Annotated in this window: 24 protein-coding genes and 4 pseudogenes; 12 read left to right on the top strand and 16 right to left on the bottom strand. The window is 47.9% G+C overall.

The window, feature by feature from the left end:
* Positions 1-933: 933 nt before the first annotated feature.
* Together mnmE and KCG55_RS02845 are read right to left on the bottom strand one after the other, a co-directional pair.
* The gene (gene mnmE / locus KCG55_RS02850; RefSeq protein WP_254323337.1) at positions 934-2298 is read right to left on the bottom strand and encodes a tRNA uridine-5-carboxymethylaminomethyl(34) synthesis GTPase MnmE; all 1365 of its coding nucleotides are present in this window, start codon (positions 2296-2298) and stop codon (positions 934-936) included.
* A 125-nt stretch (positions 2299-2423) separates the two neighbouring features.
* Positions 2424-2654: a helix-turn-helix domain-containing protein gene (locus tag KCG55_RS02845; RefSeq protein WP_049344313.1), complete on the bottom strand. Its 231-nt coding sequence runs from the start codon at positions 2652-2654 to the stop codon at positions 2424-2426.
* 102 nt (positions 2655-2756) lie between these two features.
* On the opposite strand from KCG55_RS02845, the gene KCG55_RS02840 reads away from it, so the two are divergent.
* Complete coding sequence (locus KCG55_RS02840) at positions 2757-3212, top strand: PH domain-containing protein (RefSeq protein ID WP_254323336.1); 456 nt, start codon at positions 2757-2759, stop codon at positions 3210-3212.
* Positions 3213-3449: 237 nt separating this feature from the next.
* On the opposite strand, the gene KCG55_RS02835 is transcribed toward KCG55_RS02840, so the two are convergent.
* Positions 3450-4106: an NAD(P)-dependent oxidoreductase gene (locus KCG55_RS02835; RefSeq protein ID WP_254323335.1), complete on the bottom strand. Its 657-nt coding sequence runs from the start codon at positions 4104-4106 to the stop codon at positions 3450-3452.
* Positions 4107-4225: 119 nt separating this feature from the next.
* Between KCG55_RS02835 and KCG55_RS02830 the strand changes: the two genes are divergently transcribed.
* From KCG55_RS02830 to ubiG, 4 genes are all read left to right on the top strand, one after another.
* Positions 4226-5116, top strand: coding sequence for a LysR family transcriptional regulator (locus KCG55_RS02830; RefSeq protein WP_254323334.1), 891 nt, complete (start codon positions 4226-4228; stop codon positions 5114-5116).
* Entirely contained in the window at positions 5113-5385 is a 273-nt protein-coding gene (locus KCG55_RS02825; RefSeq protein ID WP_254323333.1) for a GIY-YIG nuclease family protein, read from the top strand. The genes KCG55_RS02830 and KCG55_RS02825 overlap by 4 nt, the downstream gene beginning before the upstream one ends.
* Positions 5386-5854: 469 nt before the next feature.
* Positions 5855-6388, top strand: coding sequence for a c-type cytochrome (locus KCG55_RS02820; protein WP_070591545.1), 534 nt, complete (start codon positions 5855-5857; stop codon positions 6386-6388).
* Between the two features lie 162 nt (positions 6389-6550).
* On the top strand, positions 6551-7264 hold the full coding sequence (gene ubiG, locus KCG55_RS02815) for a bifunctional 2-polyprenyl-6-hydroxyphenol methylase/3-demethylubiquinol 3-O-methyltransferase UbiG (protein ID WP_254323332.1): 714 nt from the start codon (positions 6551-6553) through the stop codon (positions 7262-7264).
* A 156-nt stretch (positions 7265-7420) separates the two neighbouring features.
* Here the strand turns inward: ubiG and KCG55_RS02810 are convergent.
* Positions 7421-7519: pseudogene (locus KCG55_RS02810) on the bottom strand (CYTH domain-containing protein); the annotation flags it as partial.
* A 1-nt stretch (position 7520) separates the two neighbouring features.
* Here KCG55_RS02810 and KCG55_RS02805 point away from each other — a divergent pair.
* Complete coding sequence (locus KCG55_RS02805; RefSeq protein ID WP_001821895.1) at positions 7521-7784, top strand: DUF5960 family protein; 264 nt, start codon at positions 7521-7523, stop codon at positions 7782-7784.
* A gap of 117 nt (positions 7785-7901) precedes the next feature.
* Here KCG55_RS02805 and msr(D) read toward each other — a convergent pair whose 3' ends face one another.
* The 4 genes and pseudogenes from msr(D) to KCG55_RS02780 form a co-directional block, all read right to left on the bottom strand.
* Positions 7902-9365, bottom strand: a complete 1464-nt coding sequence (gene msr(D), locus KCG55_RS02800; protein WP_000420313.1) for an ABC-F type ribosomal protection protein Msr(D) — start codon at positions 9363-9365, stop codon at positions 7902-7904.
* 119 nt (positions 9366-9484) lie between these two features.
* Positions 9485-10701: pseudogene (gene mef(A) / locus KCG55_RS02795) on the bottom strand (macrolide efflux MFS transporter Mef(A)).
* Positions 10702-11461: 760 nt separating this feature from the next.
* Entirely contained in the window at positions 11462-11890 is a 429-nt protein-coding gene (locus KCG55_RS02785; protein WP_222571041.1) for a CYTH domain-containing protein, read from the bottom strand.
* Between the two features lie 38 nt (positions 11891-11928).
* Positions 11929-12348 carry a CopD family protein gene (locus tag KCG55_RS02780; RefSeq protein ID WP_003681587.1) on the bottom strand — a complete coding sequence of 140 codons (420 nt, stop codon included), beginning with the start codon at positions 12346-12348 and terminating at the stop codon, positions 11929-11931.
* A gap of 234 nt (positions 12349-12582) precedes the next feature.
* On the opposite strand from KCG55_RS02780, the gene KCG55_RS02775 reads away from it, so the two are divergent.
* Complete coding sequence (locus KCG55_RS02775) at positions 12583-12846, top strand: hypothetical protein (protein WP_222571040.1); 264 nt, start codon at positions 12583-12585, stop codon at positions 12844-12846.
* 361 nt (positions 12847-13207) lie between these two features.
* On the opposite strand, the gene KCG55_RS02770 is transcribed toward KCG55_RS02775, so the two are convergent.
* From KCG55_RS02770 to KCG55_RS02755, 4 genes and pseudogenes are all read right to left on the bottom strand, one after another.
* Positions 13208-15244 (bottom strand): M3 family metallopeptidase, encoded by a 2037-nt coding sequence (locus tag KCG55_RS02770; protein ID WP_254323331.1) that lies wholly within the window; start codon positions 15242-15244, stop codon positions 13208-13210.
* Positions 15245-15365: 121 nt separating this feature from the next.
* Positions 15366-16231: pseudogene (locus tag KCG55_RS02765) on the bottom strand (hypothetical protein).
* Positions 16232-16298: 67 nt separating this feature from the next.
* Entirely contained in the window at positions 16299-17150 is an 852-nt protein-coding gene (locus tag KCG55_RS02760; protein ID WP_254323330.1) for a mechanosensitive ion channel family protein, read from the bottom strand.
* A gap of 21 nt (positions 17151-17171) precedes the next feature.
* A complete protein-coding gene (locus tag KCG55_RS02755; RefSeq protein WP_254323329.1) occupies positions 17172-17666 on the bottom strand; it encodes a restriction endonuclease in 495 nt (164 codons plus the stop codon).
* 289 nt (positions 17667-17955) lie between these two features.
* On the opposite strand from KCG55_RS02755, the gene KCG55_RS02750 reads away from it, so the two are divergent.
* Together KCG55_RS02750 and KCG55_RS02745 are read left to right on the top strand one after the other, a co-directional pair.
* Complete coding sequence (locus tag KCG55_RS02750; RefSeq protein WP_254323328.1) at positions 17956-18291, top strand: hypothetical protein; 336 nt, start codon at positions 17956-17958, stop codon at positions 18289-18291.
* 109 nt (positions 18292-18400) lie between these two features.
* Positions 18401-18757, top strand: coding sequence for a hypothetical protein (locus KCG55_RS02745; protein WP_254323327.1), 357 nt, complete (start codon positions 18401-18403; stop codon positions 18755-18757).
* A 75-nt stretch (positions 18758-18832) separates the two neighbouring features.
* On the opposite strand, the gene KCG55_RS02740 is transcribed toward KCG55_RS02745, so the two are convergent.
* Positions 18833-19393, bottom strand: coding sequence for a cytosine permease (locus KCG55_RS02740; RefSeq protein WP_254323326.1), 561 nt, complete (start codon positions 19391-19393; stop codon positions 18833-18835).
* Positions 19394-19564: 171 nt separating this feature from the next.
* A pseudogene (dnaE, locus tag KCG55_RS02735) lies at positions 19565-22998 on the bottom strand (DNA polymerase III subunit alpha).
* Positions 22999-23163: 165 nt separating this feature from the next.
* Between dnaE and KCG55_RS02730 the strand changes: the two are divergent.
* Complete coding sequence (locus KCG55_RS02730) at positions 23164-23397, top strand: RNA-binding S4 domain-containing protein (RefSeq protein ID WP_002221492.1); 234 nt, start codon at positions 23164-23166, stop codon at positions 23395-23397.
* Complete coding sequence (locus KCG55_RS02725; protein ID WP_254323325.1) at positions 23375-23593, top strand: hypothetical protein; 219 nt, start codon at positions 23375-23377, stop codon at positions 23591-23593. The genes KCG55_RS02730 and KCG55_RS02725 overlap by 23 nt, the downstream gene beginning before the upstream one ends.
* An 83-nt stretch (positions 23594-23676) precedes the next feature.
* Here KCG55_RS02725 and KCG55_RS02720 read toward each other — a convergent pair whose 3' ends face one another.
* Both KCG55_RS02720 and yihA read right to left on the bottom strand, forming a co-directional pair.
* Positions 23677-24147, bottom strand: coding sequence for a PepSY domain-containing protein (locus KCG55_RS02720; RefSeq protein WP_254323324.1), 471 nt, complete (start codon positions 24145-24147; stop codon positions 23677-23679).
* Positions 24148-24491: 344 nt separating this feature from the next.
* Positions 24492-25133: a ribosome biogenesis GTP-binding protein YihA/YsxC gene (yihA, locus tag KCG55_RS02715; protein WP_254323323.1), complete on the bottom strand. Its 642-nt coding sequence runs from the start codon at positions 25131-25133 to the stop codon at positions 24492-24494.
* Between the two features lie 215 nt (positions 25134-25348).
* Between yihA and KCG55_RS02710 the strand changes: the two genes are divergently transcribed.
* On the top strand, positions 25349-25972 hold the full coding sequence (locus tag KCG55_RS02710; RefSeq protein WP_003684518.1) for a c-type cytochrome: 624 nt from the start codon (positions 25349-25351) through the stop codon (positions 25970-25972).
* Positions 25973-26142: the final 170 nt, after the last annotated feature.

Genomic DNA, 26142 nt, shown 5'->3' with positions numbered 1-26142 from the left:
TTTAAAAGAAGCTATTAAAGGTATTGATTTTGACTAATTGAAGATTTAGTTTGAGGAAAATATAGATTTATAACATCTTGAATTTAAAATTATATTTAATTTAGAGTGCAATTTTGCAACAAAAAAGGAGGAATTTTATGGGCGCAGCAAGATACGTTTGTAGTGTGTATGTAATTAAGACATCGGTGTCATTGAAAAGACATCGGTGTCATTTTCAAAACAAAATATAAATTAACTAAAATATTCATTATGTATGTTTTAGTATTTTTTCTTTACGGAAAAGTTGTATTAATTAACGATTAACACGGTATGATTCGTCCTATCGGCAGCGCGGATGCCGGCGAAAAAATGTGTATGTTGTTAAATAACATTTTGTATCTATGAAAAAGGACTACTTAAAATGGGACATTTAATAACGCTTTCTACCGCTTCTTTAATCGGTATGTCGGGGATACCGGCCTCCGCACTCGGCGTCGCCTACAATATTGAAACGGTAGTACACAAATAATTCAATTATAAACGAATTGATTACAATACTTCAGAAAACGCAACTTAGGCCGTTTTTCGGCCGACAGACAAGAAAGTGAGACAAACAATGAAAACTTTAATCAAATTGGCAGCTGCCTCTTTAATCGGTATGTCCGGCCTGACCGTCGGCGCAACCAATATCGCCCACAATATGGCTGATGCCGACAAATAAAAAATACACAACACACCCTTAAATACACAGAAAAGAGTTAAAATGAAAACATTAATCAAATTGGCTGCGGCTTCTTTGATCGGCATGTCCGGTTTGACAGTTGGCGCAACCAAAATCGCAAAAAATATGGCAGAAGCTGCCAATAAATAAACGCAAGTGAAATTAGCTTGTTTTGGTGATAAAAAAGGCCGTCTGAACATTCAGACGGCCTTTGTATTTGATGGCAAACCGTTTTATTTGCCGATACAGAAGCGCGAGAAAATCACGCCCAGCAAATCGTCGGCGGTAAATTCTCCGGTGATTTCGCTGCACGCGTTTTGGGCGAGGCGCAGGTGTTCGGCGAAAAGCTCGATTTGGTTGTTGTTGCAGAGGGCGGCGTTTTCCAGCTCGGCTTCGGCTTCGTGCAAGGCGTTGAGGTGGCGGCTGCGGGCGAGGAACAGGCTTTCGCTTTCTCCCTGCCAACCAACTTCCTGCAATAGGGCGTGTTTGAGCAAATCGAGACCAGCACCGGTTTTGGCAGACAGGCTGATAACGCTTTCCGCGCCGGTTTGCGCAAGGCCGTCTGAACGGACGGCGACGGGTTCGCCGGTCAGGTCGGCTTTATTGTGGATTTCGATTTTTTTCAAACCTTCGGGCAGGCTGTTCAAAATGGCTTGGGTTTTGGCGTTCACGCCTTCGCGCGGGTCAATCAGAATCAGGGCGACATCGGCTTCGGAAACGGCTTTGCGGCTGCGCTCGATGCCGATTTGTTCGACCACGTCGTCGGTTTCGCGCAGGCCTGCGGTGTCGATGATGTGGACGGGCACGCCGTCGAGGGTGATTTGTTCGCGCACGGTGTCGCGGGTGGTGCCGGCGATGTCGGTTACGATGGCGATGTCGTCGCCCGCCAAGGCGTTGAGCAGGCTGGATTTGCCGACGTTGGGCGCGCCGACGAGGACGACGTTCATGCCTTCGCGCAAAATCGCGCCTTGTTCCGCGCTGGCGAGGACGGTTTTCAGACGACCTTGCAGGGCTTGGAGCTTGCCGCGCGCGTCGGCTGCTTCGAGAAAATCGATGTCTTCTTCGGGGAAGTCCAGCGTGGCTTCGACCAACATCCGCAAAGTAATAAGGTCGTCCACCAGCTCGTGTATGTGTTGGGAAAACGCGCCTTTGAGCGAACGCAACGCCATGCGGGCGGCGGACTTGCTGGAGGCGTCGATGAGGTCGGCGACGCTTTCGGCTTGGGCAAGGTCGAGTTTGTTGTTGAGGAAGGCGCGTTTGGTAAATTCGCCCGGCTCCGCCATGCGCGCGTTCAGTTCGAGGCAGCGCGAAAGCAGCATGTCCATTACCACAGGGCCACCGTGTCCCTGCAACTCAATCACGTCTTCGCCGGTGAAGCTGGCTGGCGCGGCGAAGTAGAGCAGGATGCCGTTGTCTATCGGCTGTCCGTCGCTGCCGAGAAAGTCGGTGTAAAGCGCGGTACGCGGTTTGGGCGTTTTGCCGCCGCTGAGGGTTTGCGCCAAAGGCAGCAGGTTTTTGCCGGAAAGACGGATAACGCCGACGCCGCCGCGTCCGGGGGCGGTGGCGATGGCGGCGATGGTGGGTTGGGTTGCGGACATGAGAACTCGCGTATAGATAAATTTAATGGGCGTATTATAGCAAAAGGCCGTCTGAAACTTTGGGTTTTGGGGTTTCAGACGACCTTTTTAGCAGATTGGAAATGTGGGCGTACTACTTGAATGGTTCAAGTATTTTTAATTTCCAAATCATCCGGCAGTAAGTCGTGTACGGAACAGTTTAAAGCAGAAGACAGTTGATATAGTTTATCAACCGTTATGTTGACCTCCCCCCTTTCTATTCTACCCATATAGCTTCTGTCTATATCGGCAAGTAAGGCTAAGCTTTCTTGGTTGATATTGGACTGTTTGCGGATTTCTCGGATTTTTATACCTATCAATACACTGATTTTACTCATGAGATTTGTCTTCACAAATCTCAAAATATCCAATTTTGACGCTTATTTATCCACGGATTATAATCCGTATTTTTGGAAAATACCTAATGTGGAGAACGTCAAATGGTAAGTTATATTGAAAGCTCTTTAGGGCGAGGTGAACGTATTGTTTATAAAGCGCAAGTATCGTGGTTTTCCCAATTCTGGAGGATTTTTTTCGGTATCCTGCTGTTGATGTGGGTAATCGGTATCGTATTTATAGTGTTCGCGGTATTGAATGTAATGACAACCGAGCTTGCTTTAACTAACAAAAGGGTTATCGCTAAGTTTGGCTTTATCCGCCGGCAAACAATTGAGATAAATATCAACCGTATCGAAAGTATTTCGGTAAATCAAGGTTTTTGGGGCAGGATTTTCAATTATGGCTCCGTAGTGGTCAGAGGGACGGGCGGCAGTCATGCTCCGATTCCTTATATCGCTCGACCAATGGAGTTCCGTCAACAATTCAATGATTTTATAGATAACGAAATTGGTGGTGGCTCGAAAAATCAAATTGAATTAAAACCGCCTGCCGTTTGAGGTGGGTGGAAACGGTGGTTTTTGTTTTATATAGCCCAATTACTTTATTTTCGATACGCAATACCTATTGCCGTCATTTCCGCGCAGGTGGGACTGACGAGGTTGGAAGCCTTGAAATATCGGAAGTTAGTTATGTTTGCTATAGCAAAATTGTAATTAAATATTTATTTCTATCGATCCGAATATGAAAAGGCCATCTGAAACTTTGGGTTTCAGATGGCCTTTAAATTAAGACGATTAAACAGCGGCGACGGTAAAGCGTTCAAACAAATGCGCTTTGTTTTCCACATCGTCGGCGATGGCGACTGCCAAATCGGCCACGCTGATGCCTGCCGGAATTTCACCGTCCATCAGCAAATCATCTTTGCCCAAGCGGTATTTGCCGGTTTTGTCTTCGCTGAAGCCGCCGTCCGCGCCCAGTCGTGCCGGAGGGGAAACGAAAGACCAGTTCACGTCGCGGCGCGGCAGGAGCCCTGCCAAGAGATGGCGTGCGGCATTGGCGCCGTCGAAAATTTCTTTGGGGAAGTCGGGCGTATCGATAACTTGCAAACCAGGTGCGGCATACAGGCTGCCTGCGCCGCCGACTACCAACAAATAAGGCACTTGTGCTGCTTTTGCCGCTTCGACGATGCTGTTTGCGCCGCGTGTGAAATCTGCGCCGATGTTCGGATTGGTCCAACCCGGGTTGAACGCGCTGACTACGGCGTCAAAACCGGCCAGCTTGTCGGCAAAATCTGCCGCGTTGACATCTGCGGAGACAGCGGCAACATTTTGCGCTTGGAACACTTTGTCCGTATTGCGGGCGAAAGCAGTCACTTCATGACCGCGGCCTGCCAATTCTTGAACGACTGCGTTGCCGACATAACCTGTTGAACCGATAACTGCGATTTTCATGTTTGACTCCTTGTGGGGTGTGATTGATTTGATGAGTGCATTGTAAGGCCGTCTGAAACGTTTGATAATCCCTGATTTACTGTTATTATTGTGAAGTTGAACTAAACAATCGAAACAGAATGCAAGACATCAAACCCCTGCTTGTTTTCGCTACCGTCCTCGAACACGGCAGCATGAACGCCGCTGCGGCCGCGTTGGGCATGACCCCATCTGCCGTCAGCCAGCACATCAACCGCCTCGAAACCCTGCACGGCATCAAGCTGTTAAACCGCAGCACGCGCAGCCTTGCTCCTACCGATGCCGGGCGAGCCTTGGGCGAATACTGCCGCCGCTTAGCCGCCACGCTTGCCGATACGCGTACCGTTATCGACAATCTTAAAACCGAACCCGTCGGCGAATTACGTATTTCCCTGACTTCCACGGTCATCGAATCCCGCGCTTTTCAGACGGCGTTTGCAAGATTGCAAACCGAGTTCCCAAAAATCCGCCCCATCCTCAATTTCAGCGATACTTTGGACGACCTGCAACACAGCCAAACCGACATCGCCATACGCGGCGGCGACCGCGCTTTGGACGATCCCAACTTGGTTGCGCGCTATCTCGTGACTTGGCCGTATATGATTTGCGCCGCGCCCGATTATCTCGACCGGCATCCGCCCATCACCCATCCCTCTCAGCTTCATGCGCACCGCTGGCTGCATTTTTTACCTGTCCGCACCACCTTGCAAAATGGTGAAGAAAGCTATTTCCTCGATGTCGCCGACAGCATTACCTGCACGCATCTTGCCGCCGTCCGCAGCCTGACCGAAAGCGGTTTCGGTTTGTCTTTGCAAGTGGGCGGCGAAGTTCGGGAAAAAATTGCCCAAGGTCGTCTGAAAACCGTTTTGCCCGAATGGACGCTGCCGCCGGTCAGCCTCTATTTGGTTACGCCTTACCGCGTCCAATCCGCCAAAACCGAAGCCGCCGTCCGTATTTTCACAGAAAGTTTCGCCAAGGAAGCAGACGCATGAGCGCGGAAAGTTGGAGCGTTTACCTGATTTTGTGCGAAAACGGCGCGTTTTATTGCGGCATCAGCAACCGTCCGCAAGAGCGATTTGCGGCGCATTTGTCAGGAAAAGGCGCGAAATACACGCGTTTGAACAAGCCTGTCGAGATGCGCATCGTTTTAGACGGCCTGAACAAGAGTGAAGCGCTGAAACAGGAAATCGGCATTAAGAAATTGACGGCAGAGCAGAAGCGGGGATTGTGGGCTGAAGCTGAAACATTGGCAAAAGACTAATGGCGGGACTGAATTAAATTGTAGTCGGGATATGAAAAACTCTATAAACAAGTAGGCCTGCCGGTGTCTTTTGCATGGCCAAGCGGCAAATGTTTATTAACATGATTCAAAAAGGCCGTCTGAAACCTGATTGGGATTCAGACGGCCTTTTGGAGATAAGAGGCGGTTTAATGCTTATGGTATTATCTGGAAAATTTGTAAAAAATTGAATTTAAAAAGAAACATTAAAAATTAAGATTATAACTGATTGAACAATAAAATGAAAAATACCATACTAAATGACAAATGGGCGTTGATTTCTATCTGAGTAGAGGTGTGGTGTCAATATATTTTTCCTGTTTTTGAGACAAAATCTGATTTATGCCAATATTTATTATAGTGTAGGTCGAAAGTATTAGTTTCTATGCTAGAATTTTTAAGCTGTTTATATAAAACAGTGATTTAAACTAAAACTAAGGAAAGACCGAACATGAACAAATTACTGATTGCCGTAATGATGATGGCTGGTTTGACAGCTTGTTCCCAAGAGGCTAAACAGGAGACTCAAGAGGCTGCTCAAGCCGTTGCATCTGAAGTTAAAAACGAAGTTGCTTCTGCTGCCGATGCGACTGCGTCTGCCGCTCAAGAAGCTGCCGATAAGGTTGAAGCTGCCGCCAGCAAAGCAGAGGAAGCCGCTAAACCTGAAGAAGCCGCCAAGCCTGAAGAAAAAACTGAAGCGCCTGCTGCTGAAGCCAAACCTGCAGAATCCGCCAAAGTGGACGGCAAAGCTGTTTATGAAGCGAACTGTAAAGCATGTCACAGCGGCTTGATTCCCGGCGCTCCTGCCGTAGGCAAAAAAGAAGACTGGGCGCCTCGCATTAAACAAGGCAAAGACACCTTGCACAAACATGCCCTCGAAGGCTTCCAAGCCATGCCTGCCAAAGGCGGCAACGGTAGCCTGAGCGACGATGAAGTGAAAGCCGCAGTTGACTACATGGCCAACGAATCCGGCGCTAAATTCTAAATCGTACCGATTGAAACGCACCTTGCAACAAGGTGCGTTTTTTATGGGCAGGCGGATGAAAGTTGAAATAGGGCCGATAAACAGGCAAAGGCCGTCTGAAACATTTTATTTTGAAGCGCAATCGGCTAAAATCAGGCGAATTATTTTATGCAGGAGCAAACCATGAGCAATCAACACGACAACGTAGATGCCGGCGAAATCGCCAAGTTCAGCCAAATCGCCGACAAATGGTGGGATAAAAACGGCGAATTCAAGCCCCTGCATGACATCAACCCCTTACGCCTCGACTATATCGACGGCTATGCCGGATTGGTAGGCAAACGCATGCTGGATGTAGGCTGCGGCGGCGGGATTTTGTCGGAAAGCATGGCCAAACGCGGCGCAGAACACGTTACCGGCATCGATATGGCGGAAAAATCCCTGCAAACCGCCGCTGCCCATGCGGCCGCTCAGCACGTTGCCAATATCGATTACCGCTGCATCCGCGTCGAAGACCTCGCCGCCGAAGAGCCGCACAGCTTCGACGTGGTAACGTGTATGGAAATGATGGAACACGTTCCCGATCCGTCCGCCATTGTTCAAGCCTGCGCGAAACTGGTCAAACCCGACGGCATGGTGTTTTTCTCCACCATCAACCGCAATCCCAAATCTTATCTGCATCTGATTGTCGGTGCGGAATATCTGTTGAAATTCGTCCCCAAAGGCACGCACGACTGGAAAAAATTCATCACGCCGGCAGAACTTGCGCGCATGTGCCGCCAAGCCGGATTGGATACCGTCGGCAGCAAGGGCATGACCTACAATTTGTTGAGCGGCCGTTATTCCCTGTGTGACTCGACCGAGGTCAACTACATGGTGGCCTGCCGTCCGGCATAAGCTTCAACTGATAAAACACACGGGTTTGCCCGATATTTGAAACGGTATGTCGAAAGCAGCTTGATTCAAATATTGGTAAGGCAAATCAGGCCGTCTGAAAAGAAAAAAGGCATGTGCGATACATGCCTTTTTGTATGTGCAGAGAGGTTGTCGCCCTTATTCCGTCCAAGACGAATACGGATGTTTGCTCAGATACGCATTGGTGAATTTACCGTCTGCCGTGATTTCCTTGCCCAGCCAAGATGGTTTGGGAAACATGGACTATTATAGCGAGAGCTACCAAGATTTTGAACGTGACTTCTACCGCTACTCTAACATGAATATTCCATTGACCTTCCTAACTGATGATATCCTAAAAACAATGGCGACTTCACGTAAGAATTACTTTGTCCTCAATAAGGAAAAGTCCAGAGATAACCGCGATCACTTCTTCATATTTGAAGTAAGTACCGTAGATGAGAATCCGCTAATCTATCATTATACATATAAGAAAACTACAATATATTTAGCAGAAAAATAGGAGCAGTTCAATTGACTGTTCCTATTTTTAATATTCATAAAATCTAAAGTCTTTATACTCTTTAACAATGGAGTCGCCAACCAGAACAGACTATACTGACCAGCGACTACCTTAAATTTAATGTTTCAGATTTATTTTCTTATCTCTAATTTCATAAACTACATCTGCTACATTTTCGAGTAATCGTTTATCGTGGGTGATAAACACGATAGTTCCGGTGTACTCCTTCATTAGTATTTCCAAAGCCTCTAAACTTGGTATGTCAAGGAAGTTACTGGGTTCATCCATTATTAGGATGTTATATCTACCCATGAGCATTTTAGCAAGCAACAATTTTATAATTTCTCCACCGCTTAAAACAGATAAACTTTTTCCAATATCGTTCTGTTTGAACCCCATAGATGCTAGCACTGAACGAATTTCTGATATATTGTAGTCACAATCCTTCTGCATAAACTCCATAACATTCTGATTACTGTTGTACTTGTAACCATTCTGTGCAAAGTAACCTATTTTTGCCTTAGGCGAAATAGAAATTCCTTCTTCATGGTTTAAGATCATTTGGATTAAAGTTGTTTTTCCGATTCCATTACCACCAGTTAACGCCACTTTTGCTCCTAACGGAATTTGAAAAGATGCATTTTCAAACAGAGCCTTATCCCCAAATACTTTATTAATTTCTGCACCGACTATAGGGTATGGATTATGGAGCTCCAATGCTTTACTTTGCCTGAAACGAATTCTGCGAATGCCTTCCGGAGCTTCTACTTTTCCTAAGGCCGCAATCCTGTGCTCTAGGGTTTTAGCAGCATTATACATCTTTTTTTCCTTACTTCCTATTGATTTTTGATGAGCTAAACGCCCTCCGTCTTCAGTACTTTTTTTCTTTGAAGAACCTTTTGCCTTCTGTTCTATTTTACGAGCCTGTTTTCGCTTTTCCTCCGCAGCCCTTTCCAATCGGGCACGTTCCGCAATAAATTGTTCGTATTCTGCAGCTTGGCTCTTACGTTCTTCCTCTTTCTGACGAAGATAATCAGAATAGTTTCCCCAATACTCAGTGATTTTGCCATCTTTCAGTTCCCATATTTTATCTACTATTTCATCAAGAAAATAGCGGTCATGGCTAATAACTAACAGTGCACCTGTAAAATATTTTAGCTGTCCTATTAGAAAATCAATTCCTTCACGGTCTAAATGGCTCGTAGGTTCATCCGCTAAAATACCATGAACCTGTGCCGATAAGGCCTGTGCTATTTTAAGCCTTGTTTCTTCACCACCGCTCATAGTCTGTATATTTAATTGCTCAACACCTAGCTTGCCTACAAGTGCAAAATCTTTTTCCTCCTGCAGAGTTACTTCGTCCAACTGGGGAATATAGGCAAGTTCACCCAGACGATTCATTTTACATCCTGGGGGAGTTAATTCTCCTAAAAGTACCCTGAGTAAAGTGCTTTTTCCAGCACCATTTGCTCCTACTAAACCAATACGGTCATAATCATATACTTCTAATTCATTTATATCTAAAACATCGCGTCCTTTGAATTCCACACGAATGTCTTTTGCTTTTAATATTAATTCCATAACATTTCCTCCTGTCTATAATCGCATGCTTTCATTTGCTTGTATGCAGGGAAAACCCTGCGATTTTAGCAGGAAGAGTTACATGAAAATAAGATACATAAATATTCCTCCAATATTGTTTATTTTAAATCTAATTTTCTAACCTCAGTTATCATTTGGCAAACTATAGCAATGCCAATAATTAAAATACCTGATAGTAAAAACCAATGATTTACACCGATTTTATCAGCAAAGAATCCAGAAAGAATTAACCCAATTGGCATAGCAAGTGACATGATACTTCCGATCAAAGAAAATACACGTCCTAAATATTCAGGCTTAATTTTCTCCTGAAAAAGAGCTGTTTGCACACCGCTATAAAATGGCACCGAAAGCCCCATTATTGCACAGCAAACTACGAATATTACAAATCCATTTGGAGGAAGTATTCCCGAAACGGCTAAACTGGTCCCCATTATAAAAAATGAACTTGTTATTAGTAATACATGCTTTTCGAAGCCCCCTAATCTTCCTAATAATAAGCCTCCTGCTAGCATCCCAAATGCAAAGGAAATTTCCGTAATAGAAATATGCACAGGCGTTCCATTAAAGTGTTCCATGCTTATTAAAGGAAATAGTGCATTGATTGGCATATAAACAAAAGTATATAGTGTTCCTAAGAGTAATAAGGCAAACAATCCTTTGTTTTGTCTCAGAACCACAACTCCTTCTTTCATCTCCCTTATGAAATTTGGTTCTAAACTTTGCACTTGATTACCCAGCTTAGGTATACGTACAATTGCTACCGTAATAGATGCAATCACAGCACCCAATACGTCGATGGCAATAATAGCATTTAAATCCCAAACGGAGTATAAGAGTGCTGCAACTGCCGGACTAACAATATAGCTTATAGACTGCAAAGACTGACTATAGCCTGCGCATTTCGTTAGCTGTTCTTCTGGTACTAAAAGTGGTGTAACCGCATTGAGTGCTGGGTATGAAAAGCTGTTCCAATGCTACGGATAAACAATACTATCATAATCATCCAGACAGGTAGCTCCATACAGAATGCAACAATAGCAAGCACTGCACCAGCTGCTGCGATAATTAAATCGGCACCAATCATTATCTTCTTCCTATCATGACGATCCACTAGCACACCAATGGCAGGTCCCAAAATCGCATAGGGTAAAAAACCTACTAATGAAGCCATAGACAAGACCATCGCAGATCCTGTTTTTTCTGTAAGGTAAAAAATAATCGCCATTTGCAGGATGGCACTAGTGATTAATGATACTGCTTGCCCTGCCCATATTGCATAAAATTTTCGTTTCCAATTGTTGTATTTTTCCATTTATATTATCTCCTGCATATTATTTTGCTTGAATTTCTATTTTGAATAGCATTCTAGGCAATAAAAAATGCAGGCCAAACCCCACAATGTGGCTTTTGGTCTGCATACATACAATTTGGAAACATTCATATTAAAGACATAGTTAAATAAAGGTATAGTTAAATAACCAATATCCTCACCGTAACTAATGAATGCTCAATATCGTATAAATAAGCACAACAAAAAAGCCTATCATCGGGTATAGATTCTGCTTTTTTTATTGCCAGCTTATCTTAAACGCATTGAGGCTGTCATAGTTTCGGTTCCTCCTACATCTTTGTTTATATCAATTTATAGTATAACACAACAAGATGATATGTTCAATATAAAAGTTATGGAATGAGACTCATACTTCCAATTCGATGCCAGATTTAAAGGATATGACGAAGTTTTCTTCATAGACTGTAACGCTCTGGATTATCTTCCTTAGTAGCAAGCGATTAGCTTTCACAAAATCTTCTGTTTGTAGTTTTAAAAATTCATCAGGATTTTCTAACTCAACCTCAAAATATTTCATTTTACATTCCCTCATTTCATTTATTGATAAATTGAGTTTGCAAAAAAGAGTGGACAATTTTTGTCTACTCTTAACCTTTAAAATAGTTTTTTTTAATCGATTTGAAGTTGCCTAAATTATTACTTATTCGGTAAAATGAAGTATTGCTTTCAACAGATTTCCTTCAACTACACTTCACTTGATTCAAACAAGGTGGGTACATTTCTATTCCCACAAACTCCTTGTCAATGGAAACAAACACGTACCCACAGGGTAAATGGAATCGGTATCTTCAGACGGCAATTCGATTTCCGCCACAATCAATGGCGCATTGTCGCCGAAATATTCGTCGATCTCATACACAAATCCTTCAAATTCGACCCGATAGCGATATTTTTCCATTTTAAACGGGCACATATCCGCCATCATCGCTTGCGCGTGAGATAACGGAATTTCGTATTCAAACTCGCTGCGCGTCATGTCGGAAATATAGCCTTTCAGGGTCAGCCATGCTTGCGAATCGATAATCCGCACGCGGATGGTGCGCTCTTTTTCCACGCTCAAATAGCCCTGTTGCAACACCAGCGGCTCGCTTGCCGCTTCGCGCCAACTGTCATTTGCCAGCAAAAAGCGGCGTTCGATTTCGACCGTCATGAATTCTTTCCTTATTTACCAAACAGGCCGTCTGAAGATTAAAACGGCTTGAAAACCACCATATAAAGCGCGGCCACCATCATCAATACGGGGAGTTCGTTGAATACCCGATACCAGCGGTGCGAATACACATTGCTGCCATTTTGAAAACGGCGCAGCAGCAGACCGCAATAAAGCTGGTAAGCCAAGAGCAGCAAGCCGCACAATAATTTAACCGCCAGCCAGCCGTTGCCCCACCAATTGTTTACAAACCCGATGGCTGCGCCAAATATTAGCGTTCCCCAGCCCAAAGGCGACATAAAGCGGTACAGCCGCCGCGACATATCCGTCAGCCGTACATATTCCACGCTGCCGGGCTCTAATTGCGCCAGATTCACATAAATCCGCGGCAGATAAAACAGTCCGGCAAACCAAGAAATTACAAAAAACACATGCAGCAGCTTAAACCACAAATACATTTCAGACGGCCTCAACACCTAAAACCGTTATTTTATCCGCAATACGGCCCGAGCCAAAACAAAATAGTCAAAACAATCCGCTTTAGTACGCCGCAACAATGTGTTGCAGGCATGATTCTACCCAAAAACCAAATTGTAAATTCTGCAATAATATGCAAGTTGGGATATGCATGATGCAAAAAACTTGTTAGAATTCTATGCTATTTAATTATAAAAACATTATGGACGGAAAACATGAAACAATTCGAAATCAGCAACAGCGTCAGGAAAGAGCTTAGCAACTACCTGAATACGCACAATCTAAACCTCAAAGCCGCCATGGACAACGAAACAACCAATGGCGAAGTCGCGGCCATCGTTCATGCAGGATTGCCGGCGATGATTCGGAAAATCTATTCTTTGGAAAAAATGAAAACCTTTTTCTGGACGAAAAAAGATTTGATGATGGAATTTATCAATATGCGCTTGGATGCCGACGATAAAAAGGGCAAAAACTAATTTTAGCGTTGGGTAGGGGGAGATAGGAGTTTGAAATGCGGACTTTTGTTTTCTCGAAAATTTTGTTAGGGGCAGGGCGCACTCATTGTTCCTAATAAGTTTTGATAACCGAAAGACCGTCTGAAATTCAAATGATAGGGCATGGGAACATGCCCTGTTTTTATGGGCGACTTCCGCATTGGGAAAATATTGAGCATGGCAACCGCTGCGGCGTTCCGCGCCGGGTGGTTTTATCGGCTGAATGGTTTTATTTGTTTTGCTGAAAATATTGAATTAATTATAAAAAGGCCGTCTGAAACATTTCAGACGGCCTTTAACTTTGAATCAGCAACCGTTCTGTTTAAAACGGCGGATTTTCAAATCAAGCTGCGTTGTCGAAACCGCTGTGGCGGAGCAGGGCATCCAGGCTTGGTTCGCGGCCGCGGAAGGCTTTGAAGGATTCGGCTGCGCTGCGCGAACCACCAACGGCCAGTACTTCTTTCCAGAAGCGGCGGCCGGTTTCGGCCACGTCGTCGCTTTCTTCAAACGCCGCGTAAGCGTCTGCGCTCAAAACTTCCGCCCATGCGTAGCTGTAATAGCCTGCGGCGTAGCCGCCGGCGAAGATGTGGCTGAAGCTCAAGGCAAAGCGGTTGTATGCCGGCGGTTGGGTTACGGCGACTTCTTGACGCACTTTGTCCAAGATTTGCGGCCATTCTTTCAGACGGCCTTCGTCTTCCTGATGGTAGATTTCCATGTCGAAGAGGGCAAATTCCATTTGACGGACGAGGAACATACCGCGTTGGAAGTTTTTGGCGGCATGCATTTTGTCGAACAGCTCTTTCGGCAATACCGCGCCGGTTTCTTCGTGCGAGGACATTTGCGCCAATACGTCGTATTCCCAAACGAAGTTTTCCATGAATTGGCTAGGCAGCTCGACCGCGTCCCATTCGACGCCGTTGATGCCGGATACGCCCACTTCGTCAACCTGGGTTAACAAGTGGTGCAGGCCGTGGCCGGTTTCGTGGAAGAGGGTAATGATTTCGTCGTGGCTCAAACGCGCTTCTTTGTCGCCGACCGGAGGGGTGAAGTTGCAGACGAGGTAGGCGGTCGGCAGTTGCAGCGTACCGTCGGCAAAACGGCGGCGGCTTTTATAGCCGTCCATCCATGCGCCGCCGCGTTTGCCTTCGCGTGCGTACAAGTCCATGTAAACGCCGCCGATGGTTTGGCCGTCTTGCTTCAGCTCGAAATAGCGCACGTCTTTGTGCCAAACGGGGACGGTTTTTTCAGCCAGCTCGATGCCGTAGAGTTTTTTGATTTGGGCAAACAGGCCTGCCAATACTTTGCTGATAGGGAAGTATTTTTTTACTTCGGTTTCGCTGAAGGCATATTTGGCTTGGCGCAGTTTTTCGGCGGCGTAGCTCAAATCCCAAGATTGCGGATCTTCGATATTCAGGCTCTCGCGTGCAAAGGCTTTGATTTCGGCAAAGTCTTTTTCGGCAAACGGTTTGGCGCGACGAGCAAGGTCGTGCAGGAAGTTTAGAACCTGTTCGGGCGTATCCGCCATTTTGGTTGCCAGCGACAGCTCGGCGTAGGTTTTGAAGCCGAGCAGTTTGGCGGTTTTCAGCGCGTTTGCAAGCGTTTGTTCGACGTTGGCCGTGTTGTCGAATTTACCTTCGTCAGACAATTCGCTGGCACGGGTAACGTAGGCGCGGTAGATTTGTTCGCGCAGTTCGCGGTTGTCGGCGTATTGGATAACGGCGAGGTAGTGCGGAATCTGTAGGCCGATTTTGTAGCCTGTTTTGCCTTCGCTTTGCGCGGCGGCGGCAAACATGGCGATGGAGTCTTCGGGGATGCCGGCAAGCGGCGCGGTATCGTCAAAGTAAATGCCGAAAGCGTCGGTTGCGTCTTGGATGTTTTGTGCGAATTTGGCACCCAGTTGCGCGCCTTCGGTTTGCAGTTGCGCCAGTTCTGCCTGCTGTTCGGGCGGTAATTCGGCACCGCTGAGGACGAAATCGCGCAAATCGTGGTTGAGCTTGGTTTGCTGCGCCGGGGAGAGGGTGTCGAATTCGGCAGAATTTTTGATGATTTTGAAGCGGTTGTACAACTCGATGTCTTGACCGATTTCGGTGAAGAAAATGGTGATTTCGGGCATCAATTCGTTGTATACGGCACGCAGCTCGGGCGTATCGACCACGGAGTTGAGATGGGAAACCACGCTCCAAATGCGGCCGACGCGTTCGGTAATGTCGGTCAGTTTTTCGACGGTGTTTGCCCAGTCGGTGTGCGTTTGCGCTTTGATGGCGGCGATTTGTTCGCGCGCTTCGGCGATGGCGGTTTGCAGGGCGGGTTTGATGTCTTCGGTTTTGATTTGGTCGAAACGGGGTTCTTCGCCCAAGTGGAGCAGGACGTTGTCGCTCATATGGTTTCTCCTGAATAAGATGGATTCAGACGGCCTTGTGGCCGTCTGAAAAGAAAACGATAGGCGTTATATGGTGGCAGACAGGCAGAATTAAAGTGTCCCGCATGCCTGCCGGCCAATCTTATTCTGCGCCGCGCGGATTGGCGTGCAACGGTGCAGCCAGTTCGAGGCGCATGGTGGTGCCTTCTGGGGCATAAACCGCATTGGCAACATTGGTTTGCAGGGATTCGGCAAACGAGCCGCGATACACTTTTGCGCCTTGGTGGGTCAGGTTGGATTGTACATCGACGTACACTTCGCCGCCGATTTGACGCCAGAGGTAGCAGAAGGTGTAGTCTTCGGACAGGTAGCGTTTGCTTTCAGGATCGACCATGCAGTCGAAGAAGCGGTAGTGCAGGCCTTTGTTTTCCGGGCTGTAGTCGCTGTCGGAGACGTAGTTCAACTCGGGGTAGGCCTCTATCATTTTTTCAAATACGCTACGTTTGATAACCATGAAGCCGGTTGGCGCGTCATGAACTTTCATGAAGCCTTCTTCATCCACTTTCAGGACGATTTCACCGTTTTCGTTTTTATCGTTGGTGTTGACGGTGTAAGAAGTGTACATGCGCTCAAAATCGGCTTGGGTCATGCCGGCCGGAAGGCCTGCTTCAGGCCAATTCTCGCGTTTGAGCGGATAAACGCCGGCTACAACGTCTTTGTCTGCCAAAAGCAGGCGGTAGAATGAATCGGGAGAGAAGCCGATGTCGGAGTCAATCCAAAATAAATGCGTCCATTCTTTGTTTTCCAAAAATCTGGCCACGCAGTTGTTGCGTGCGCGCGTAATCAGGCTTTCGCCGCGCTGCATCATCACTTGAAGCGGCAGGCCGAGGGAGGCGTTGGTGTGGACGATGTTTAGAAGCGAGAGGGTATAGTTGTGGAAATATTTGCCGTCATGGCTGGGGTCATAATGACTGGGTACATTTCGGCAAGGGCTGATTCGGGCAACATGATTTTTCCTTATTGTTTATTGTGAACCTCGGTATTGTAAGTGATTTGATAGTATATATAAACTGGGCTATTTTAATTTATTGATTAATCGGCATTGCGTACGCAAGAATTCGTCCAAAACCGCCTGTTGGATTTCCAAGCGTTTGGCTACGGGCGAGGCAAAGCGCACGATGATGTTGTACACCTTGTCATCATGTGGCACACGGGATACACGCGGCTGGGCGGCGGGCGTGATAAACAATTTTTGGGTTTGCACGTTTTCCAAATGCTGCTTGATGGCAGGGACATAAGGCTCGCACAAGGGCTCAAGAACATTTTTCAGACGGCCGATGATTTCGTCCGAATCCAAATGAATCGGCACGGGGATTTCCACCGTATGAATCACATAATCGCCCAAAATATTGTCGCGGCGCACGGGGTGGCTCAAAAGCAGGCTGTTGGGAAACGAGAGCGTTTTGCCGGAAAGTTGGCCGATCAATGGATTAGGGCCGATTTGCATCATCAGCGTGTTCAGCATATTGATATCGACCACCCGTCCGCGCAGGCCGTTGATTTCGATGTAGTCGCCGATGGAATATTGTTTGGTTACCGAACGCAGGATGCTGCCGGACAAACACATAATCAGCTCTTTGGTTGCCACCACAATCGCCGCGGCTACCGCAAACATCGACAAGGCCAAAGTTTGAATCTGCGCCGCCCAAATCATCGCCAGCCCGAACAAGAGCAGCAACATGGTCACGTTGCGGCTGAACACCAGCGAACGGCGTTTGTTTTCGATACTCAAATCCGGATGGCTGCGAAAATGCGCCGAGAGCAAGATGCTGCGCCCGGCAATGACGGCCACAATCATCAAAGCCGATTTGATGATTTCTTCACTGACAGGCAAAGCATTCAGCCATTCCTGCATGGTGTTCCACATAATCCTGTTTCCTTTCCCTTTTTAGGCCGTCTGAAAACCCACGCGTTCAAAAATTTCTGCCGCACACGCTTCCGATACCGCAAACAAAGTTGCCACGCTGCCCAAAGCCCGTTGCGTAGCCGCACTCAAATTATCACGGCACACTTCGCCCAGCCACTCAACCGGCCGCACCAGCGACATTTTTTCATCGTCCCATTGCGGACAATGTACCGCGCCGCCCGTAATCCTGCCGACCCGATAACGGCGCAAAGCAGGCGAGTAGGTCAGTACGGCATCTCCATCAGCCAATTCGTTGACAAACCGCCACATTTGAGCCGCGCCCGATTGCGCCGTTCTCAACTTCACATCCGGCACGGCCGAACGGTAAATATCCGTCAGCTCCTCACGGCCAAAACCTTTTGCCGCCGCTTCGGCCAGCATGGGCCAAGCCAACGCCGCCACACCGCGTTCAAAAAATACATCATAAAGCGCACCTTGCGTGCTGCGAACCATATAAAGTTTGGCTTGTTTTCCCATTGCAGTACCTATTTGTTTGAAGAACCCATCCCTTTGTTTCCATGTTACCTGTTACGGCTGAAAAATTCGATATTTTACATTGCCGGAAGGGTTTGAATTCTCGCTGAAAATAAATGAATTATAGATGAAAGGCCGTCTGAAAAATAAAATAGGCTGATATATCAACAGATGATATATCGTAACAATATATTAATAACTGTAAAATTTTTTACGTTTGTATCAAAAAAAAGATAAAATGAAAGAATCAATCGCGAAAGATTGCTATTCACTGAACATTAGGAGAGAAAAAATGACCTGCAAAACCCACGAACATCATGACCACGTTCACGGCGCAAACTGCGGCCACACTGCCATCAAACACGAAGGCCACGTCGATTATTTGCACGACGGCCACCTGCACCATGAGCACAACGGCCACTACGACGAGCATGTCCTGAGCGTCAATGAAACCAATCCTGACGGCTGCCATCCGGTTGACACCTGCCACGGCCACGTTCACGGCGAAGGTTGCGGCCACGAAGCCGTACCGCACGGTGATCACGTTGACTACATCGTCAACGGCCGTTTGCATCACCAACACGGCGATCACTGCGACGACCACGGCCCTGTTGAAATCGTTAAATAAAACTGTTTTTCAGACGGCCTTTAATATGGGGCTTCTATAGAAAAAAGGGGGGTATTTTCACCCCCTTTTCATATATATTGTTGTACCGTACACTAAAACAACCATTATTATGTTTGACATCATATTTGTATTGGTATTCGGCAGGCTCCAAGCCTCTGGAACACTGAATTTCCCCGATAGGCTTTATCCCATCTGGAAATGGGCGGTAGGCGCAGGGACGTTTTATGCCGTGATAGGGACAATGCTGGGATACGTTTTCTACGGTTCCTTCTCCCTCGTCAGCTTTTTGCTGACTACTTTCTTGTCATCCGCCTGGTTCTCCTTGTATTTCAAACTGCTGCGGCTTACCGCCTCAAAAACTATATTGAACCAATGTATTTACTGGGTGCTTGGCATTGTTTCGGCATTGTCGCTCCCCTTTGTTGTGGGCTACCTTTCCTTATTGGCCAAAGGCTTTGTGCAATAAACTTTTCAGATAAACTCTCTATACAATAAGGTCGTTTGAAAGCCTTCTATACAAGGTTTTCAGACGACCTTTGCTTTATTGGGGAACACTTAAAAACCAATGCGGCAAACCGATAGCCATCAACACTGCCGTGATACATGCTAAGAGCGCGCAGATTTGCAGGGCTGTTGAGTTGGCTTTTGGGTAACCCATCAGATTGGGCAGAGGGTTGGACGGCAATATCATGCCGTAGACGAATTGAAGCAGCCCACCTGCTACCATAGGCCATGTAAATACCGGAAATATCAGGCTGATGGCGGCAAGTACGATGCTAATTCTGAACATCCATATCGCCGGATAATGCCCTTTTTCGGCATCATTGCACCGCTTTTCAAGCCAAGTGCTTTGATAGTGCAGTAGGCCGTAAAAGGCGATAGCAAAGACATACACGGAGCCTCCGACCTGACGGCTGAGGCTGCATTGATCCAAGCATGATTGGTTTATCCATAGCAATAGTGCAGACACTACACCTATGCCCAGCAAAATAGGCAGGTTTACTGCGGCAAAACGCGTATGGTTGGCTCTGCGGTTGTCGAGGGGATCGGGTCTTTCGTCGTACAGGATGAAGCCGTCAGGATCTTCGGGGTATGTGCTCATGATGTGGTGAGTGATGATTTAGTTGTAATGCGGTGTTGTTTTGTGTTTTCAGACGACGACTTTGAATTGTTTATCAAACGTTGTCTGAAAAACAAAGGTACAGCTTTGCATCTTATTGGCGATGCAGTTTAAGCAGCAGCTTTCCGTCGCTGTTTCAGACGGCCTTTAATTTTACCAATTTACACGAACAGCCCTGCTGCCGAGCAATGTTTCCAGTTCGTCAAACAAGGCGGTGCTTGGCGTTACCATCCATTTTGGCGCAATTTTCAATTTGCCTGATGCTTTGCCGTTGCTGTACGACAGTTGCAGCGGGATGTGCGACGTGTCGGGCAGGCGGTGTGCGGTGAGGATGGCGGCGAGGCGTGCGATGTCGTGGCCGGGGCGAGGGCGAGGCTGAGGCTTCGGGCGTAGCGTTCGCGCGCCATTTGCAGGGTCATGACTTGGTTGGCCATGATGCGCAGCCCGTCGCCGCCGCCGTAGTCGTCGTGGCTGACTTTGGATTCGATAATCAGCACTTGGTCGGATTTGAGGTAGTCGGCGCAGTTTTCCAGCGTCTGGCCGCTGACCATGATTTCAATCTGTCCGCTCAAATCTTCAAGGCTGACGAAGGCGATTTTGCCGCGTTTGCCCATCATGGTGCGCACGGCGGTCACGAATCCGGCGAGGCGCACGCTGTCTTGCGGTTTCAGACGGCCTAATTTGGTCGGGGCGATTTGGCGGACTTCTTGGGCATACGGGCCGAACGGGTGGCCGGAGAGGTAGAAGCCGATGACGGTTTTTTCTTCGGCGAGTTTTTCCGATTCGCTCCACATGGGTGCGTCAACGAGCTGCACCGGTTCGATGGCGTCTTCCATCATATCGAAAAGCCCGCCCTGATTGGCGTTGGCGGCTTTTTGGTCGGCGTTGTTCATGGCGAGGTCGATGTTCGCCAAGAGCATAGCGCGGTTGGGTTCGATGCTGTCGAACGCGCCGCCGCGTATCAGAGCTTCGAGGGTGCGGCGGTTCATGTGTTCTTTGCCGACGCGCTCGCAGAAGTCCAAGAGGCCGGTAAACTTGCCGCCGCTTTGCCGCGCGGCGATGATGGATTCGACGGCGGCTTCGCCCGTGCCTTTAATCGCGCCGAGTGCGTAGCGGATTTTCATGTTCGGATACGGCGTGAAGCGGTAGTCGGATTCGTTGATGTCGGGCGGCAGGAACTCGATGCCGTTGGCGCGGCAGTCGTCGTAGAAATGTTTGAGCTGGTCGGTGTTGTCCAATTCAGACGACATGGTTGCCGCCATAAATTCGGCAGGATAATGGGCTTTGAGCCATGCGGTCTGGTAGGAAATCAGGGCGTAGGCGGCGGCGTGGGATTTGTTGAAACCGTAGCCGGCGAATTTTTCCATGTAGTTGAAGATTTCGTCGGATTTTTCGCGCGAAATACCTTGTTTTGCCGCGCCTTCGGCGAAGATTTCGCGGTGTTTCACCATTTCTTCAGGCTTTTTCTTACCCATGGCGCGGCGCAGCAAGTCCGCGCCGCCGAGCGAGTAGCCGCCGATAATCTGCGCCGCCTGCATCACTTGTTCTTGATACACCATAATGCCGTAGGTCGGCGCGAGGATGCCTTCGAGCAGCGGGTGGATGTATTGGAATTCCTGCCCCTTCATACGCGCGACAAAGTCGGGAATGTTGTCCATCGGGCCGGGGCGGTAGAGCGACACGAAGGCGATGAGTTCTTCAAACTTGGTGGTGTGCGCCGTTTTCAGCATTTTCTTCATGCCGGTCGACTCGAACTGGAAGACGGCGGTGGTGTTCGCATCGCGGAAGATTTGGTAGGCAACCTGGTCATCAAGCGGAATCTTGCCGACATCGACGATATCGCCGGTGGTGTTTTTGATGTTGTTCTGCGCCATTTCGATAATGGTCAAGTTGCGCAGACCCAAAAAGTCGAATTTCACCAAACCCACGTCTTCCACATCGCCTTTGTCGTACATGGATACGGGCGAGGCGGATTCGTCCGCCTGATACACGGGGCTGTAATCGGAAATCTTACCCGGCGCAATCAACACGCCGCCTGCGTGCATACCCAAACCGCGCGTCAAATCTTCCAGCTTTTTCGCCAGTGTAATCAGTTCGTCCGCTTCTTCCGCTTCGATTAATTCCTGAATCTGCGGCTCGGCCTCCATGGCTTTTTCCAAACTCAGGGGTTTGTTGGCTTCTAACGGAATCAGCTTGGACAGTTTGTCGCACAGCATAAACGGCAGTTCCAGCACGCGTCCCACGTCGCGGATGACCGCTTTGGACGACATCGTGCCGAAGGTGACAATTTGACTGACCGCTTCCGCGCCGTATTTCTCGCGCACATACTCAATCACGCGGCCGCGGTTTGCCTGACAGAAGTCTACGTCAAAGTCAGGCATGGAAACGCGTTCAGGGTTCAAGAAACGTTCAAACAGCAGCGCGTATTTGAGCGGATCAAGGTCGGTAATCTTCAGCGAATACGCCACCAGCGAACCCGCGCCCGAACCACGGCCCGGCCCCACCGGACAGCCGTGCGTTTTCGCCCAGTTGATAAAGTCTTGTACGATAAGGAAATAGCCGGGGAATTTCATCTGGATGATGATGTTCAACTCAAAATCCAAACGTTCCTGATATTCCGGCATTTTTGCCGCACGCTCCGCCTCGTCGGGATAAAGCTGAACCATGCGTTCCTGCAAACCCTCATTGGACAGTTTCACCAAATAATCATCCAGCGACAGGCCGTCCGGAGTAGGGAAGAGCGGCAGGAAGTTTTTGCCCAATGTGATGTGCAGGTTGCAGCGTTTGGCAATTTCTACTGTGTTTTCGAGGGCTTCAGGCAAATCGGCGAAACGTTCGGCCATGGTTTCCGTCGGAATGAAAAACTGGCTCGGCGTGAAATCGCGCGGACGTTTTTTGTCCGTCAGTACCCAGCCGCCTGCGATACATACCCGCGCCTCGTGTGCGTTGAAATCATCGCTGCTCATAAACTGGGTTGGATGCGTTGCCACTACCGGCAAACCCAGTTCCTCCGCCAGCTTCACGCTGCCGGAAACGCAAGCCTCCCATTCAGGACGTTCGGGCAGGCGTTGCAGCTCTAAATAAAACGCATCGGGAAACCACGCCGCATATTTCAACGCCGCCGCACGCGCCGCGTCTTCATTGCCGTTCAACAGATTCACGCCCACCTCGCCGTAATGCGCGCCGCTCAAACAAATCAAGCCGCTGTTGTTGCCGTTTTCCAGCCATTCGGGGTTGAGTTCCGCATGATGGACATTGCGGTCTTTGCCGACATAGGCCTCCGTCAAAAGCTCGCTCAAGCGCAGATAGCCCGCATCGTTGCGGATAATCAGCATGGCGCGAAAGGGTTTGTCGGGCGCATTCGGATTGCCTATCCACACGTCCGCCGCGCCGATGGGCTTAATCCCTGCACCGCGGCAGGCTTTATAGAATTTCACCAAGCCGAATTCGTTCATCAAATCGCTGATGCCCAAAGCAGGCAAACCGTATTCCTGCGCTTTGGCAATCAGTTTTTTAATCCGCACCATACCGTCGGTAATCGAAAATTCGGTATGCAGGCGCAGGGGGATGTAGGTCGGCTCGGTCATGGCAAAATCGGCGTGAACAATAAAAGGCGTATTGTAGCAGGGTTGGCGGTTAAAGGCCGTCTGAAAACCAAATGTAATGGGTTTGGATAAAGCAAATCAAACAGAAGGGGGCTTTCTTTCAGACGGCCATGTTAAAATATCGCCATTATTGAAAAGGATTAAATGATGGAAGCAACCGTCTATCTTGAAGACAACGAATACATCGCGTTGTGCGACTTATTGAAATTGGCCGGCCTTGCCGAAAGCGGCGGACAGGCAAAAGCGTTTATCGCCGAAGGGCTGGTATTGCGTAACGGCGAAACCGAAACCCGTAAAACCGCCAAAATACGCGGCGGCGAAGTGATTGAGTTTGACGGTGCGCGTTTGGAAATCGCCGATGGATACGACCCTGAAGAATAAGGCCGAAGCCATCTTGGGCGAGCCGTTGTTAGACGAACCTGTCCGCCCTGAGTCGTGGGAATGTTGCGGCAGCGAGTGCGGCGATGCCTGTATCCAGACAATGTATTGGGCGGAAAAAGCACGCTATGATGCGCAACAGCGGAAATTGAGAGAAGCGGGTTGGACTGATGGCGAAGATGAGGCAAAGGCCATCTGAAAACGATTGGTTTCAAACAATGCTGCATTAAAGCCAATGCCGTCTGAAAGTTTCAGACGGCATTGGCTTTTTAAAAGTTTAAATTAAGATTTTGTTACCTCGGAAGCGGTTGCATTTTCAGGTGTGTCAGGTGCAGCATCGGCAGGAGCCTGATAATCTGTATTTTGCGATGAAGAGGGCTCGGTATTGTCATAGTTATCATGTTTATGATGCTTATCATGTTTACCAAAGTGTCGTTTGTCTTGATCGTCATCTTGCGCTACCGCCAATACTTTGCCGTTTTGAGCATCAACCAAAGCTTCGTATTCGACGCCGTCTTTCAAGATTTCTACTTTGTAACGGCCGCCCAAATGTTGTTTGTATTTGTAATCGACATCTTTAACGACGCCGCCCACTTCTGCTACCGCTGCTGCGGCTGCTTGCTGGCCGGAAACCTTTGCAAACATACCTTCTTTGAAAGCCATGGTACCTGCCGCACCAGCAACACCCAAACTTGAAGCAATAATACCGGCAATGATGAGTTTTTTTGAAATAAAAGCGTTAATGCGTTTCATGATTTTCTTTCCTACTGTGTTGTTGAACGATGAATGCATTCTATGCCTCAACAATTAGCTGAATATGAGCAAAATGCTAAGATGTGTAATTAGTTGCAATACTAAAATTAACACTTTAATAATAATGGAGATCGAAGCCGCGCTTTCAGACGGCCTTGCTGATATGTTGTGATGGCATATTTGGCGGAGATTGTGGTTTGCGTGTGAAAACAAAAAAGTGTGATGAAAAAAGGGCATGTGTGAGACATGCCCCCGGATTAAATGGTAAATGCGATGGTGAGAAACCAAATGACGGAATAAGATTTGCGGTTGGTCAACTTATCTCATTCCGCCTTGTTTTACAATCACTCAGGCGATGTTTCGCCTGCAAGATTTTCGATTTCTTCGCGATGCGCGTCAAACCATGAACCGACCACTTGATTGACTTCGTCCATGCCTTGTTTTTTCAGGCTGGAGAATAATTGAACGCTGATTTTTTGGCGGTCGGTGTAGGGTTTGAGTGATTTTTTAACCGCCGCCAACGTTTTAATCTGATCGTTTTTAGACAGTTTGTCTGCTTTTGACAGCAGGATATGCACAGGACGGCCGGTGATGTGGAAAAAGTCCAGCATTTGAATGTCTAAAGCTTTGAGCGGATGGCGCGAGTCCATAATCAAAATCAGGCCGATCAGTTGGCGGCGTTGTTGCAGGTAGTCGCCCAAGAGTTTGACCCAGTGCGCACGGATGGCCTCCGGTACTTGCGCGTAGCCGTAGCCGGGCAAGTCGACCATGAAATTGCCGTTTTCCAGTTCAAAGAAATTGATGTGTTGGGTGCGGCCCGGTGTTTTGGAAACATAGGCAAGGCGCACATGATTGGTTAAAGTATTGATGGCGCTGGATTTGCCGGCATTGCTTCGGCCGACAAAGGCAATCTCGGCCGACGTGTCGGGCAGGTCTTTCAGATGGTTGACCGTTGTAAAGAATTTGGCGTTTTGAAAAAGGTTCATCAGTATTTCCTTGCATGGAAACAAAACTGCAACATCATAATTTGTATCGGGCATTTATGTTGCAGCAGTTTGGTAATTTGAGTAGTAATTTAATGTAAACTTGGTATAGAATAGCACGTTTATAGAATTATCGGTTTTAATCGGGAAAATTCCCCGGTATTTGAGTATAAAAAAGGCATTGACGCGGTACGCAATGCTGTAATCAGGAGCACTCCATGAAACGATTGACTTTATTGGCCTTGGTATTGGCTGCCGGTGCGGTTTCCGCTGCCCCTAAAGCAGATGCTGAAAAAGGCAAACAGGTAGCGACTACTATCTGTGCGGCGTGTCACGCAGCCGATGGTAACAGCGGTATCGCAACTTATCCTAAACTGGCAGGTCAGGCTGCGGCCTACACCTACGGTCAAACCATGGCCATCAAAGACGGTACCCGTACCCACGGTGCTGCCGGCGTGATGAAACCGATGGTGATGAACTTGTCCGAACAAGACATCCGCGACGCTGCCGCCTACTACGCCAAACAACAAGGCAAACCGGGCGAAGCTAATCCTAAAGAAAACCCAGAGCTGGGCGCGAAAATCTATCGCGGCGGCCTGAGCGCTAAAAAACTGCCGGCATGTATGTCTTGCCACGGTCCTAGCGGCGCAGGTATCCCTGGCGGCGGTACTGAAATCCAAGCCTATCCTCGTCTGGGCGGCCAACACAAAGCTTACGTTGTCGAGCAAATGAAAGCTTACCAATCCGGTCAACGCAAAAACGCCATCATGGCCGATATTGCCAACCGCCTGAGCGAAGAAGAGTTGAACGCAGTAGCCAACTTCATCCAAGGTTTGCACTAATTTCGTTTTGAAACGAGCTTATTGATACAGGCCGTCTGAAAACCCTTCAGACGGCCTTAGCCAATATAGGCCGATAAGCCTGATTGTTTTTTTCAAATAGCGACAGCAAGATTTTTACTACAATATGCAGTATTCTTCCTTTCGCATCACACGTCATTGCAGTCCGTTCC

Origin of the sequence: Neisseria subflava, from assembly GCF_024205745.1 — a bacterium.
In the GTDB taxonomy this organism is placed as follows: Bacteria; Pseudomonadota; Gammaproteobacteria; order Burkholderiales; family Neisseriaceae; genus Neisseria; species Neisseria flavescens_B.
Note: the sequence above shows the minus strand (reverse complement) of the source record. Positions and strands in the feature narration are given on the sequence as shown.

What these genes read in the sequence shown, in the direction of transcription:
- mnmE (WP_254323337.1), bottom strand. Translation starts at nt 2,298, where the DNA reads ATGTCCGCAACCCAACCCACCATCGCCGCCATCGCCACCGCCCCCGGA.
- KCG55_RS02845 (WP_049344313.1), bottom strand. Translation starts at nt 2,654, where the DNA reads ATGAGTAAAATCAGTGTATTGATAGGTATAAAAATCCGAGAAATCCGC.
- KCG55_RS02840 (WP_254323336.1), top strand. Translation starts at nt 2,757, where the DNA reads ATGGTAAGTTATATTGAAAGCTCTTTAGGGCGAGGTGAACGTATTGTT.
- KCG55_RS02835 (WP_254323335.1), bottom strand. Translation starts at nt 4,106, where the DNA reads ATGAAAATCGCAGTTATCGGTTCAACAGGTTATGTCGGCAACGCAGTC.
- KCG55_RS02830 (WP_254323334.1), top strand. Translation starts at nt 4,226, where the DNA reads ATGCAAGACATCAAACCCCTGCTTGTTTTCGCTACCGTCCTCGAACAC.
- KCG55_RS02825 (WP_254323333.1), top strand. Translation starts at nt 5,113, where the DNA reads ATGAGCGCGGAAAGTTGGAGCGTTTACCTGATTTTGTGCGAAAACGGC.
- KCG55_RS02820 (WP_070591545.1), top strand. Translation starts at nt 5,855, where the DNA reads ATGAACAAATTACTGATTGCCGTAATGATGATGGCTGGTTTGACAGCT.
- ubiG (WP_254323332.1), top strand. Translation starts at nt 6,551, where the DNA reads ATGAGCAATCAACACGACAACGTAGATGCCGGCGAAATCGCCAAGTTC.
- KCG55_RS02805 (WP_001821895.1), top strand. Translation starts at nt 7,521, where the DNA reads ATGGACTATTATAGCGAGAGCTACCAAGATTTTGAACGTGACTTCTAC.
- KCG55_RS02785 (WP_222571041.1), bottom strand. Translation starts at nt 11,890, where the DNA reads ATGACGGTCGAAATCGAACGCCGCTTTTTGCTGGCAAATGACAGTTGG.
- KCG55_RS02780 (WP_003681587.1), bottom strand. Translation starts at nt 12,348, where the DNA reads ATGTATTTGTGGTTTAAGCTGCTGCATGTGTTTTTTGTAATTTCTTGG.
- KCG55_RS02775 (WP_222571040.1), top strand. Translation starts at nt 12,583, where the DNA reads ATGAAACAATTCGAAATCAGCAACAGCGTCAGGAAAGAGCTTAGCAAC.
- KCG55_RS02770 (WP_254323331.1), bottom strand. Translation starts at nt 15,244, where the DNA reads ATGAGCGACAACGTCCTGCTCCACTTGGGCGAAGAACCCCGTTTCGAC.
- KCG55_RS02760 (WP_254323330.1), bottom strand. Translation starts at nt 17,150, where the DNA reads ATGTGGAACACCATGCAGGAATGGCTGAATGCTTTGCCTGTCAGTGAA.
- KCG55_RS02755 (WP_254323329.1), bottom strand. Translation starts at nt 17,666, where the DNA reads ATGGGAAAACAAGCCAAACTTTATATGGTTCGCAGCACGCAAGGTGCG.
- KCG55_RS02750 (WP_254323328.1), top strand. Translation starts at nt 17,956, where the DNA reads ATGACCTGCAAAACCCACGAACATCATGACCACGTTCACGGCGCAAAC.
- KCG55_RS02745 (WP_254323327.1), top strand. Translation starts at nt 18,401, where the DNA reads ATGTTTGACATCATATTTGTATTGGTATTCGGCAGGCTCCAAGCCTCT.
- KCG55_RS02740 (WP_254323326.1), bottom strand. Translation starts at nt 19,393, where the DNA reads ATGAGCACATACCCCGAAGATCCTGACGGCTTCATCCTGTACGACGAA.
- KCG55_RS02730 (WP_002221492.1), top strand. Translation starts at nt 23,164, where the DNA reads ATGGAAGCAACCGTCTATCTTGAAGACAACGAATACATCGCGTTGTGC.
- KCG55_RS02725 (WP_254323325.1), top strand. Translation starts at nt 23,375, where the DNA reads ATGGATACGACCCTGAAGAATAAGGCCGAAGCCATCTTGGGCGAGCCG.
- KCG55_RS02720 (WP_254323324.1), bottom strand. Translation starts at nt 24,147, where the DNA reads ATGAAACGCATTAACGCTTTTATTTCAAAAAAACTCATCATTGCCGGT.
- yihA (WP_254323323.1), bottom strand. Translation starts at nt 25,133, where the DNA reads ATGAACCTTTTTCAAAACGCCAAATTCTTTACAACGGTCAACCATCTG.
- KCG55_RS02710 (WP_003684518.1), top strand. Translation starts at nt 25,349, where the DNA reads ATGAAACGATTGACTTTATTGGCCTTGGTATTGGCTGCCGGTGCGGTT.